The sequence below is a fragment of the Cupriavidus basilensis genome (assembly GCF_029335485.1).
Classification (GTDB): Bacteria; Pseudomonadota; Gammaproteobacteria; order Burkholderiales; family Burkholderiaceae; genus Cupriavidus; species Cupriavidus basilensis_E.
In genome coordinates this window covers 26,074-38,149 of the sequence record NZ_JARJLM010000327.1, presented here as the reverse complement: position 1 = coordinate 38,149, position 12,076 = coordinate 26,074, and the positions used below count along the sequence as shown (strand labels likewise).

12 protein-coding genes are annotated in these 12,076 nt (G+C 64.6%); 2 read left to right on the top strand and 10 right to left on the bottom strand.

From position 1 onward, the window contains the following. Window positions 1-194: 194 nt before the first annotated feature. From P3W85_RS19500 to P3W85_RS19455, 10 genes are all read right to left on the bottom strand, one after another. Window positions 195-650, bottom strand: a complete 456-nt coding sequence (locus P3W85_RS19500) for a TadE/TadG family type IV pilus assembly protein (RefSeq protein WP_276266004.1) — start codon at window positions 648-650, stop codon at window positions 195-197. Next, on the bottom strand, window positions 647-1,150 hold the full coding sequence (locus P3W85_RS19495; RefSeq protein ID WP_276266003.1) for a TadE/TadG family type IV pilus assembly protein: 504 nt from the start codon (window positions 1,148-1,150) through the stop codon (window positions 647-649). Before P3W85_RS19495 ends, P3W85_RS19500 begins: the two co-directional genes overlap by 4 nt. Window positions 1,151-1,156: 6 nt before the next feature. Next, window positions 1,157-2,431, bottom strand: a complete 1,275-nt coding sequence (locus P3W85_RS19490) for a pilus assembly protein TadG-related protein (RefSeq protein ID WP_276266002.1) — start codon at window positions 2,429-2,431, stop codon at window positions 1,157-1,159. 35 nt (window positions 2,432-2,466) lie between these two features. Further along, a complete protein-coding gene (locus tag P3W85_RS19485; protein ID WP_017228219.1) occupies window positions 2,467-2,808 on the bottom strand; it encodes a hypothetical protein in 342 nt (113 codons plus the stop codon). Between the two features lie 17 nt (window positions 2,809-2,825). Beyond that, a complete protein-coding gene (locus tag P3W85_RS19480; protein ID WP_430869574.1) occupies window positions 2,826-4,763 on the bottom strand; it encodes a type II and III secretion system protein family protein in 1,938 nt (645 codons plus the stop codon). A 119-nt stretch (window positions 4,764-4,882) separates the two neighbouring features. Next, on the bottom strand, window positions 4,883-5,728 hold the full coding sequence (cpaB, locus tag P3W85_RS19475; RefSeq protein ID WP_276266001.1) for a Flp pilus assembly protein CpaB: 846 nt from the start codon (window positions 5,726-5,728) through the stop codon (window positions 4,883-4,885). A gap of 44 nt (window positions 5,729-5,772) precedes the next feature. After that, complete coding sequence (locus P3W85_RS19470) at window positions 5,773-7,188, bottom strand: ATP-binding protein (protein WP_430869576.1); 1,416 nt, start codon at window positions 7,186-7,188, stop codon at window positions 5,773-5,775. A 58-nt stretch (window positions 7,189-7,246) separates the two neighbouring features. Further along, complete coding sequence (locus tag P3W85_RS19465) at window positions 7,247-7,792, bottom strand: A24 family peptidase (RefSeq protein ID WP_276266000.1); 546 nt, start codon at window positions 7,790-7,792, stop codon at window positions 7,247-7,249. 65 nt (window positions 7,793-7,857) lie between these two features. Beyond that, complete coding sequence (locus P3W85_RS19460) at window positions 7,858-8,028, bottom strand: Flp family type IVb pilin (RefSeq protein WP_017229961.1); 171 nt, start codon at window positions 8,026-8,028, stop codon at window positions 7,858-7,860. A gap of 144 nt (window positions 8,029-8,172) precedes the next feature. Next, window positions 8,173-8,343, bottom strand: a complete 171-nt coding sequence (locus P3W85_RS19455) for a Flp family type IVb pilin (protein ID WP_017229960.1) — start codon at window positions 8,341-8,343, stop codon at window positions 8,173-8,175. A gap of 1,119 nt (window positions 8,344-9,462) precedes the next feature. On the opposite strand from P3W85_RS19455, the gene P3W85_RS19450 reads away from it, so the two are divergent. Together P3W85_RS19450 and P3W85_RS19445 are read left to right on the top strand one after the other, a co-directional pair. Beyond that, a complete protein-coding gene (locus tag P3W85_RS19450) occupies window positions 9,463-10,695 on the top strand; it encodes a glycosyltransferase family 87 protein (RefSeq protein WP_276265999.1) in 1,233 nt (410 codons plus the stop codon). A 167-nt stretch (window positions 10,696-10,862) separates the two neighbouring features. After that, on the top strand, window positions 10,863-11,891 hold the full coding sequence (locus P3W85_RS19445) for a glycosyltransferase family 2 protein (protein ID WP_017229958.1): 1,029 nt from the start codon (window positions 10,863-10,865) through the stop codon (window positions 11,889-11,891). Window positions 11,892-12,076: the final 185 nt, after the last annotated feature.

Here is a 12,076-nt window from a genome sequence, read left to right as displayed (position 1 = left end):
GGGAGCTCGACGATCAGCGCGTCGACGCCGCGCAGGCAACTGGCCTGCGCGACCAGGCCGGCCGGGGAAATCTGCTGGCGCATGAGCTGGTAGTAGCCGCAGGCGGCCGTCAGGCGCGAGATCTCCGCGAGTCTTTCTGCGTTCTCGGAGGCTATCAGGATCTTGAGCATGGCAATGACTCCGGAATCAGTCGTCTAGCTGCACATGGTCCCGCCCGTCGCGCTATTCAGGCTTTCGCGCGGGAGGGTGGTGGTGAATGGGGGCATGGTCAGCGTAAGCGGAACGAACGGTATGACGGTTTTCACCGAGACATTGGTCACGGTGATGGTGACGAGATCGCAAGTGCTGCGCGCGGTTGCCGCGTCGGAGTCACAGCCGGAAGGGCCATAGGAGACCTGGACGTTGGCGGATTTGAGCATGGGAAGCATGCTCGTCATGCGTGACTTGATGGTGCTGGCGTTGACGTCGCAAACGACCGCGATGCGCGCCCCGAGCCGGGCCGCCTCGCCTGCGGTATTCCAGTAGAACAGCACGCGGGCGAACTCGACGACGCCCAGCAGCAGGGTGAGGAACACCGCGCAGACCAATGCGAATTCGACTGCGGCGGCGCCGCGTTGACGGCGTGGCATGGACCAGCGATCGGTTTTCATAGTACCTGCCTCATCACGGTTGCAATATCCGAGAAAGTGATACCGCTCGCCCTGATAAATGACTGGACCGGTGAGTACGCAAAGCCGGTGATCTTCACCTCCACCAGGTTGATGGTGCCGGCCGGGGCGGACGAGCCGTCGTAGGTGATGACGTTGCCATATTGCCCACCGGGGCAACCTGAGGAATTCACGCGATCACATACCACCACCATGCTGGTGGTGAGACCGCTCACCAGGGCGGTGCCCGAACACGCGGTGTTGCCATAGACCGCCAGGCACTGCGCCTGGGCCGTGGGATAGGTGGGATCGTCCGGCGCGTATTGGGAGAGATAGCGGGCGGAATCGCGGGTGGCCTTGGTCATGATGTCGTACTGATAGATCGCGCGCCCGAACTCCGCCACGCCACAGACCAGCAGCAGAAGTGGAACCAGCACGAGCCCGAACTCCACGGCAGCCACCCCGCGCGCGTTTCGCTTCGAATGCAGATGGGTCATCATCATCGGCTCCTACTGGATCAGCACCGGAACCAGCGGCCCGGCGCCATTGCTCGCCCCCGGCACGCCTTGCGTCGCGCACGGGCTGCCCAGCTGGTTCGCCTGCCCGCGGTATTCAAGGAGTACGTCGTTGATATTGCCGCCTTGCTGCATCGGGTCGAGCATCAGGACGCAGGCCCACGAGACCACCGGAACCTGATGCACACCCGACGTGGCAAAGCCCGAGCAGTCCACCATCGGCGCCAGCACGACGCGCCGGTCGGCCCCGGCAGCATAGGTGCTGGGGGAGGCCGGGTTGCCCAGGGTCTTCATGCCCGTGGCCTTGTCGCCCTGGTATGGCGCGAACGTCTTGCGCTGGTTGATGAAATCCGGGAAGGCATTGAATTGGGGAGCGTAGGTCGTTGGCGTATAGGCGTACCCGGTAAAGTCGGTGACGCCTTTTGTCCCGGAGGGTGGAATGATGCCGAAGCGGCTGTTCCAGTCGTCCGCGAGGGAGGAGATGTTGCCGGGTGAACCGATCTGGGCGCCGACCGCCGGCAGATTGCATTGACCGGCCCCATCCAGCTGCGCCGCGAGTGAGGATGCGCCGCCCTTGCCACCGGGATTGAGGTTGGCCCAGCCGAAATTCCCGCCGCCATAGGTGCCGTTGCTGGCCGAACTGACCTTCGACGTCAGCCACTGCCCAACGGGGTAGGAGGCTACCGAGGGGCTTGCCGACGCCGGCGTGCAGACGAACACCGGGATCGCACAGGCCGTCTGGGCCGGAGTCGTGGTAGCGACGGCAACCGATGACACCGTGGCGGCACCGATGTTGACACCGGGCAGCAGGTTCAGTACCTGGATGAACCAGTTGGCGATACCGGACCGCGTCACCGAGCATTTGACGTAGCTGATCGAACTCAGGGGATAGCTCACGGTGCTCTTGTCATAGAACGGATCGGTGAGGGAGTCGCTGTAGGTAACGCTGTGGTTAGGCGTCAGCACTACGGCTTCATGCTGGAACAACACCATGTTCAGCTGGCCCGCGGCCATTCCCGCCGCCTCGGAAACCGAGAGCGGCGTGGCGCCGGTGATGTCGCGCGAGGCGGCAAGGGCGCAGGCGTCGGCGCTGTTCTGCAACTCGCTCTTCGCCACGTAGAGCTTGCCCAGGTCGAGCGCCAGCCCGACAAAACCGATCAGCATCGCGAGAGACAGTCCTACCAGGATGGCGATGGCGCCGCGTTGATTGCGCGAACGCCGTCTTGCCCCGGCATGCCTGTGCGGCCGTCGTTGACATAGGGTAGTCATGATGTCTCCCGCCGATTCGTCCAGATCAGAGTCCGTTACCGCGTGCTGCCGCCAAGCATGGGCGCACCGCCGTAACCGGCGCTGCCGAAGTCCACGCCGGTGGCACCATTCCCTGAGGCCGCAGCCGGGCGTGACATTGCACGGTCGTAATTGCCCATGGCCGCGACCGCTGCCTTGCCGCTGCCGCCGCCCATGGGAGGCAGGCCCGCCGGCGCATCGGGATTGATGATCTGGGCCCGGCTGGCGGCGCGCATGGCCTGGCCGGCCTGCTTGTCCCAGACCGGCGAGGTCGAGACGCAGGCGCTCAGCACGAGGCTGGCCATCGCGCAGAGACCGATGGCCGCGCAGCAACGCGAAGGATTCAGGTTTGTCTTCATGGCAGTTCTCCGCTGGATCAGTTAGAAGCCGAAACATCCGCCGCCTTGGACGGCAAGGCAGGCGTCGCCGGGCGTGTCCGGCCACGTTCGCTTTGCGCCAGGGCCAGGCGAGCGGCCGTTGCCTCGATTCGCGCGATGCGCGCGGCGGTGTCGTCGGTCGATGGCGCGGCTGCGGCCGTCGGCACCGCGGGTGGGGCGGACGGGACTTCGTGTGCGGGCCGGGAAACAGCGGCCGCATCTTGCGCCGGCCTGGCCGGCGGCTCCGGTGGCAGCGGCGCGCTGGCCGCCTGCTTGGCCGGAGCGGTGGGGGCCTGTGCCGCGGGCTCCTGAGTCGCGGGAGTCTTGCCCGGTCCTGAACTGACTGGCTGCGCCGGGACGGCAGGCTGCGCGGGGACGGCGGTGTCCGCACCCGGGGCGGCCTTGGCTGGCTGGCCGCCGCCTTCCATATTGCCGTTCAGGTACACGGACCACGGGTTGGGCGTCGAGAAGCTGTCGGTAGGCAGCGGATACGATGCCGCCATCTGGGGCTTGACCAGGTGCGGGGTGACGACGAAGACCAGCTCGGTCAGGTCATGCTGGAACGACGTGCTGCGGAACAGCGTGCCCAGCACAGGCAGTTCGCCGACGCCCGGCAAGGCTTTGAGCGATCCGAGGACGTTGTCCTGCATCAAGCCGCCGATGGCAAAGCTCTCGCCATCGCGCATCTGCACCGTGGTCGACGCGCGCCGGGTGTTGATGAGCGGCAGAATGGTCTGGTTGTTGCTCCCGCCGCCGACTGCGCTGCTCACGGTTGCGCCGGTCGGGGAAAGCTCGGAGACTTCGGGCATGACCTTGAGGTTGATCTGGCCATTGGCCGTGACCGTCGGCGTGAACTTGAGCCCGACGCCGAACTCTTCTTCCTTTAGCGTAATGGTGGGCAAGCCCCCGGCGCTGCTCTGCGCGACCGGAATGAAGATCTTGCCGCCGACCAGGAAGCTGGCTTCCTGGCCACTGAGCGTGACGAGGTTCGGTTCGGCAAGGATCTTCACCAGCGAATCGTTTGCCTGCGCGTCGAATTGCGCCCGGAACGGCAGCTTGTTTGCCTTGTTGAAGAACAGGGTATTGGCGCCGCCGCTCAGCAGATTGCCCACCAGGCCGCCGGTCCACGAGCCGAACCCGCCTTGCAGGTTGAAGGCCGCGCCAAGCTGGTTCAGCAGGGTCTTCGAGACTTCCGCGACCTTGACCTCGAGCATCACCTGTTGCGGCGCGTCCACGGTCATCATGTTCAGCACGCCGCCGCCCTTTTTCTCGCCATCGCCCTGGCCGCTTCCGGCATAGGCCCGCGCGATTTCCATCGCCTGTTGCGCAGCCTGGGCATTGGACACATTGCCGGCAAGAACGAGGTTGTCGGCCGCAGTCATCACGCGGATCTGCCGCTCGCCCGGCATCAGCTGTGCCAGCGAGGTCTGCAGGCCCCCCGCGTCGGCGTTCACCACCACGTTGATGACGCTGCAGGCGCCGCTGCGTCCCTGCACGATCATATTGGTAGTGCCGACACTCAGGCCCAGGACATAGAGCGTCTGCGGCGAAACCAGGGTGGCCTGCACCACCGCCGGATTGCCAAGCGTGCGGTTGCGGACAGGCTCGGGCAACGGGATCAGGGATGACTTGCCCAGCGGTACGACCACATTGCTCTCGCTGCCGATCACCCCGGTGCAGTTTGGACCGCGGGCCGCCGCCGGGGCGGCTGCCGCCGGCACGGGCGCCATGCTGATCGTCATCTGCACCGGGCCGCCGGGCGCGTTGCGCGCGGCAGCGCCGGGACCGGCCGTGGTGGCCTTGGCGATGGCACCGGCTTCCGCCGCGGTCTGCGCCGCTGCGGCGATCGGTGCGCAGAGCATGGTTCCGGCCATGCCAGCCAGGATGACCGCACGCACTCTGAGTTGCGTCTCATCCACCTTGGTTATCGTTTTCATTTCTTCCCCCCGGGAGAATCAGCACGACACATCAGGAACAGTGATCCAGATGCCTTCCTTGAAACCTAGAAACCTAGAAACCACGACCAGTGAATCGCATGCGCACCTGACGCTGCAAGTCAGAAGCACTCAAGGCTGCCGTGGATGCCGGAAAGCACCCCGACACAATCTCCATGCCGCACCGGCGCTGCCGCGATAGTCCTGATCCGCGTCTGGATGCGAGGCGGCGCAGCTTCCTGCTTGACGGGTACGACCGGTGCCGGCTTGCCCAGCAAGGTCACCTTGGTAGCGCCACCGGTTGCGACCTGCGCCACATCGACCTGATTGCGCAGCACCAGCGACAGCGTGCCAACGCTGCGCGCCACGTCGAGCTTCTCGGCCTGATCGGGCGTGACCTCCAGCGTGACCGCATTGACGACCTTGGGCTGGGTGTCGTCCCGGCTCACTTGTTGTGCCACGGCCAGCACCAGGATCTTCTCGAGCACGATCTTCGAGATGCTGCCGCTGGCGGCATCCTTCGCTTCCGGCTCATTGGTGTTGACGATGACATCCACCAGGTTGCCGGGCAGGGCGAAGCCGGCCACGCCGACGACATCGTTGACCCGGACCGTGATGGCCCGCTTGCCTTCGCCGATGACGGCAGAGAGTCCGCCTTTGGTGCCCAGTGGCGCGAGCTTGGCTTCCAGGATGGGTTCGCCGCGCAGCAGGCTGGTCCGCACGACCCGGCCTTCGAGCGACTTCAGGTCTTCGAACGCGCCCGGCGGCACGCTCGCGGTTGGCCAGCTCACCAGGCGTACCTGGTCTGCCGCCAGCGGCTGGCCGAGATTCAGGTCGTTGGTTGCGACCGCCACTTGCTTGACGGAACTGGAAGACTGCTGGAGCAGCCATCGGGACGCGGACACCACAGCGGCGATCCCCGCCACCAGGGCCACGACCAGCATCAGAACAGCGCGTATGTTTTTCATGATGAAATCTCCCTACCGTTGTCTATCGAAGCAGCGTGCAGCGCTCAGGTGGCCGCCAGCGGTTTCCCTTTCCATCCCATCGCCACGGTGGGCGGGTACTCCGCGCCGGCGTCGGCGTAGCTGCCGAAGTAGCTGTGCCAGGCCTGGCGCAAGGCTTCTTCGGTGACCACCGGCGGGTCGCCGTGGTAGTGAACCTTGGACGCCACCAGCAGTAGCAGGTCACGCGGAATGCAGGCGAGCAGGGGCATGCCGCCGGCCGGATGGAGGCTCTCGACCAGGTAGTCGGCGACCGCTGGCGGCGTATGCAGCCCGAGGTCGTGGCCGGCGCGTGCGTAGACTTCGCGATAGTCCTCGGTGTTCAAGGGGCCAACAAACAATTTGCAGCCCAGGCGGCGCAGGAATGCGTCGTCGCATAGCTGGCCCGGTTCCAGATTGGTGGAGAACACCGGCCAGACGTCGAACGGCACCGTAAAGCGAACGCCGGTCTGCAGGGTGAACATGTCCACGCCGCGATCCAGAGGCACGATCCACCGGTTGAGCAGTTCGGTCACGCCAACTATCTGGCGCCCGAGGTCATCGACGATGTAGATGCCGTTGTTGGCCTTCATATGCGGTGGCGCCTGATAAAAGCCGGACGCGGGGTCGTAGCGCAAGTCCAGCATGGACAGCGTCAGCTCGCCACCGGAGAGAACCGCCGGGCGATGGCAGATGGTCCAGCGCCGATCGAGCGGCCGCCTTGCCATCTGGCCCTCGCTGGCCTCGAAGGGGACGTGAACCATCGGATCGAAGACCTGGATGATCTCGCCGGCCACGGCGATCGCATGCGGCACCGGCACCGCGCCCGGCAACAGCGAGCCGAGCCGCTGTGCGAGATAGGTCTTGCCGCTGCCCGCGGGGCCATACATCATCAGCGCCCGGCCGGCATTGAGTGCAACGCCCGCCTCATCGAGCAGCGAGGGCGGAATGGTCAGGTCGCGCAATGCCGCGGTGACATCGGCCTTGGAAACGCTGGTGTGCTTGATCGAGTGCTGCTGTACGGCCTCGACGTACGCCTGGAGCGTGACCGGCGCGGGGCCGACGTAGCTGCAACGCGCGACGAACTCGGCAGCGCGCGCGTAGCCGCCGTCGGTCAGCCGAAAACGCACGTCGAGGTCGTTGGCGCCGCGATGGGCAACTTCCATCATGCGTTCGCGTACTGCGAGTGCCGCGATCTCATTCAGCACTGCGGCGGGCAGCCTGAGCGTCTCGGCCAACTGCGTGAGCGTGACGTTGCGATGCAGGTAGGCGGCCTTCATGGCCAGCGCCACCAGTATCGATGTGTCGATCCCGGTGTCGGCGACGGTCTTGGGGGCGGCGTGCCAGGCATGGATGCCGCCGCGCTCCGGCGCATCGGCGTGCGCCGGTGCCGCGACCGGTGTAAGGATCCGGTGAGCCGGACTCATCGAGGCGTTCTCAGTCATCATTTCCCCCGTCTCCGTGTTGAAAGTCCCGTCTAACAGTTCGCGGCCCGGCCGTGCGCTAGACCGACGCGAACAGAACGCCTATCGTCCCCGCGGCGATCGCCGCGCCGTAAGGCAGTGTTCCTACCGACCACGCTGACGGCCCATCATTCGCGTCGACTTCTTGCTCGCCATCCATGCGGCCGCGATTGAACAGCATGAACTGCAGGTTGCCGCGCAGGCGCGCCAGGCGCCCCCGCCGGATGGTCATGGCGAGCGCCCAGACTCCACCCAGGACGAAAGTCAGAAGGGCGACCTCGAATGCCATGCCGGCACCGAGCAAGGCGCCGACGGCAGCCATCAGCTTCACGTCGCCGGCGGCCATGCCGCGCAGCAGGTAGAAAGGGAGAAAGCAGGCAAAGCCGGTCAGCCAGCCACTCGTCCAGCCGAGTGCCCCGTGGGCCGGGCCATGCAGCGTCATCTGCAGCGGCAGCGCCAGCACCCATGCACCCAGCGTCAGCCAGTTCGGGATGCGCCGGCTCTTCAGGTCCAGCGCGGCCGCAGCCAGCACCAGCACGATGGCGCAGGGGCCGATCAGCGGGGGCAGTGCGAGTTCGCTTGCCATGATCTACTCCAGGTTGGTGCGGGCGTGATCGGCTTGGGCCCGCGGCGCATAGTTTTCGCAAGGGCTCAGAACTCGGTCGCGACGCTGTTGAAAATTGTGCTGAGGTTGGTGCCCACCGCCTGGACTGCGACGACGATGACGACGGCGATAAGCGAGGCGATCAGCGCGTACTCGATCGCGGTGACGCCGTTCTCGTCGCAGGCAAACTGCCTGGTCTTCGCAATGAGTTTCTTCATGGCAATCTCCATAAGTTGGCAACGAACGTGAAGCAGCTACACAACAGCCCGGCTCGGGGACCCAACGGCAAGGCGGGGCCGCCGGCCACCGTGATTTGCCGCGAGCGGCAAGGCGGCGGCCGGCGGGTTCCTGGTGCCGCCTGCTCAGAGCTCGGTGGCGATCGTGTTGAAGGTGGTGCTCAGGTTGGTGCCGACGGCCTTGACCGCGGCGATGATGACGACGGCGATGAGCGCGGCGATCAGGCCGTACTCGATGGCGGTTACGCCGTTTTCGTCACGGATGAATTGCTTGGTCTTTGCGATGAGGTTTTGCATGACAGACTCCTTGGGTTGGCAATAACGGTGAGGCGGCGTGAAAACTCCGGGGCGGCCCGCATGCTGCGCATGCATGGAAGGGCCATTGACAGCGCTGATCCTTGTGCGATATGCGACGGAGATGACGGCCTGCGAGAACTTGAAGCCTGGCGGAATGCTGCCGGCACGTGGTGTCCGTTGCCGTCGCCACCCGGTATGCACGAGTGCGATGGCCTGTCCGGGCCGACACGGCATTCCGGTGGCCGGGCGCGTTGCGGCAAGCGGTCAAGACTTGGTGTCGGGTTGATGGCATGGCATTCCGTCGTTCGGCGTGTCTTTCGTCTTTCGTCTTTCGTAAAGGGCCATCGCATCGTGTCTTTGGCGCTGGTCCCACTACCTCGTTTCATTGACTGCGAGCGTTTGTGCCCGTCGTGTCTGTCAGGCAATAGGCAAAAGCTGGGCCACCCCCACGCACAGCCTTGAATATCAAGGGATTCCGCTGAGCACCACCGATTCCGGCGACTTCGCCACAGGCTGCTTTCCATGCGGTGTTGCCGGCTGGAAACGTGGGGATAAGAGCGCATGCGGGCCCGATAACCGTATGGGCTAGGCGAGTGAATGCGCCCTCGGTAAAAGGGATGAGGACATACGGCTGATTCGCTCGTTCGTGAAAACGTCTAACCAGGTTCGTCCAATGGCGTGCTTTGGCCGGTTTCGGGCAACTGACTAGATAGCTTGGCCGAGGCGCGCTCTCTGCCCGTTCCGCGGGGCGACGTTTCAAGGCAGAAACGTAACGCCTCCTGATCCCGGCTCGTTCGCGATCCCACCAGGTCCGGAGATCCAGTCTGGGCTTGCAGTTCGCGGAAAAGGGATCGTGATTCAGATCGGAAACGTTACATCTGTCGTGGCGGAGATTGGCCCTCTCCGGCGGGATCTCCGTCGGCGCAGTGGCTTGTTTATCGCCGGGAAATTGACAAAAATCGATCGTAGATAGATCGCGCGGAATCAATGGCGGGGATCTGGGTAGCGGCAGTGCGCACACACAACTGGCGCGACTTGCCGATCTGCCTTGCAGGTGCGCCGGCAGCGGAGCGCACGAACACATCGGGAGAACGCGTCATGGGACCGAACGAGAGAACCGTGGAGCAATCCACCAGCGCTCCTTCACCGCATTGGCTGGATCGGGAGCGCATCCAGGTCTATAGCATCGCGATGCTGATCGTCTATGCCGTGGTGATCGTGATCTGGGCCTGGATGACCAAGGGCTTCACATCGGATCACATGGTTCGCCCGGGATCGGATTTCTCCGTGTTCTGGAGCACATCCTATGTGACGCTGAAAGCGGGCGCCATCAAGGCCTACGACTTCGCAGCGCTGCAACCGGTCATCGCGGCGCAGGGCTCTCTGCCGGCCAACAGCCATTTTTTCCTGCCATGGCTCTATCCGCCCACGTTCCTGCTCTTCGTGATTCCGTTGTCGCTGCTCCCTTATGCCGTGAGCTACGTGGTCTTCATCGGCCTGACCGGCGCGGCGTATGTCGTTTCGCTGGTGCGCCTTGTCGGGCTGCGCACCGGGGCGGGCCGTGTTGTCTGGCTGGCGGTCATCGCCTTTCCTGCCATCTACTTCGCGGCGTCGATCGGACAGAATTCCATGCTGACCGCCGCGCTGGCCGCCTTCGCCATCCCAAGGCTGAAGACGCAGCCGGTCCTGGCCGGCGTGTTGATCGCCTTGCTGACCGTCAAGCCGCAGCTTGCGGTGCTGTTTCCACTCGCGCTGCTTGCCGCGAGGGCGTGGAAACCACTGGTGGTCGCTAGCGTAGCCGCAGCGCTGTTGTTGCTCGCCGGCATCGCCGTTTTCGGATGGGAAACGGTGCCGGCCTTCTTCGCCAACACGAAGTTCGCCAAGCAATCGATGCTCGATAACGGGTCGGTGATGTGGTACGCCATGCCGACGGTGATGTCGGCCTTGCTGCTGGCTGGCGCATCGTTCGCGACAGCGGCGGTGGCGCACGGCGCGGTGGCTGTGCTGGCCGCGCTGGGCCTGTGCCTCGTTTGGCGCAGAGACACCTCCACCGGCCTGCGCGCCGCCTCCCTGGCGGTGGCGACGCTGATGGCGAGTCCATACCTCTGGTTCTATGAAGTGACCTGGGTCGGCATCGCGATAGCCGGCCTGACCGCCGATGGGCTGCGCCGGGGGTGGCTGCGCTGGGAGCGCGAATTGCTGGTCGTGGCATGGCTTCTGCCGCTCTACCTGGGCTTGAACCGTGTGACCTTCTTCCCGCAGATCGGGCCGCTTGTGCTGGCGTTGCTGATGCTGGCCATCTTGCGGCGGGTACACGTGATTACCCGGGGAAACCCGGACTGGCTGCCGTGAGGGCGATGGGGTCGCGCTTCGCGCGTGCGGCCGAGCTTGTGGAGCACACGGCATAGCCGTGGCGATGCACGGCCTTCCTGGCGCGGGCCGCGCAGAACGGGAAAGCCGCATCCGGCGTCGAGTGGCTCGATGCGGGCACGCACCCGGAACATACGAAGGAGTGGGTCATGTTGGGTCAACAGGATGTCAAGCTGCTTTCCGTGGTGGTACCGTGCTACAACGAGTCCGAGGTCATCGGGCGCTTCTTTGCGCGCGTGATTCCGATCCTCGAGTCCATCGATTCCATTCGCTTTGAGATCGTTTGCGTGAACGACGGCAGCGCAGACGACACGCTTGGGCACCTTGTCGACATGTCCAGGCAGGACGGACGCGTGCGGGTCATCGACCTGACGCGCAATTTCGGCAAGGAAGCGGCGCTGACAGCCGGCATAGACGAGGCACTGGGCGATGCGGTCATCCCGATCGACGCCGACCTGCAGGATCCCCCAGAACTGATTCCGGTGCTGGTGGCGCGCTGGCGCGAAGGGGCGGAGGTGGTATTGGCCCAACGTGCCAGCCGGGCGTGCGATTCATTGCTGAAGCGGCTGTCCGCAGCAGCCTACTACCGGGTGCATAACCACTTGTCGGAGCTGAAGTTGCCGGAGAACGTCGGGGATTTCCGTCTGATGGACCGGGTAGTCGTCAATGCGCTGAAGCATCTGCCGGAACGCCATCGCTTTATGAAGGGCCTGTTCGCGTGGGTAGGCTTCAAGGCTGTGATCGTGCCATATGAGCGCGAGGCGCGTTGCGCGGGGCATTCGAAGTTCTCGGGCTGGCGGCTCTGGAACTTCGCGCTGGAGGGCCTCACCAGCTTCAGTACCCTGCCATTGCGAAGCTGGACGTATATTGGCGGGATCGTCGCCTTCATTGCATTTTGCTACGGCTCGTTCATCATCGCCAGGACGCTGGTGTTTGGCATCGATGTGCCGGGCTACGCTTCCATGTTGTCGTTGCTGCTGTTTTTCGGTGGCATTCAGCTGATTGGCCTCGGCGTGGTCGGCGAGTATGTGGGCCGCATCTACGATGAAGCGAAGGGAAGGCCGATCTATCTCGTGCGGCGGCGCTACCAGGAACGGCGTCCGGTAAGCCAGATGCCGTCTGGCAGGCGCGTGATCGAGCTCAATGGGCTGTCGCGTGTATCCAGAGGGGGGAAATAGGCCTGCGCTGTGTCGCCATGGCGATCCCGGCGCTCAGGCTGTATCGCCTGTCTTCCCCGGAGGGCGCACCAGGGGAAGTCGCGGGCATGTCATTCCTGCGTTGTTTCAATGTCCGCCCCCATACAGTATCTTCAGGTATCGAAGAACGACGGCAAGGCAGGCGTGGCCAAGTCACACGGATACCG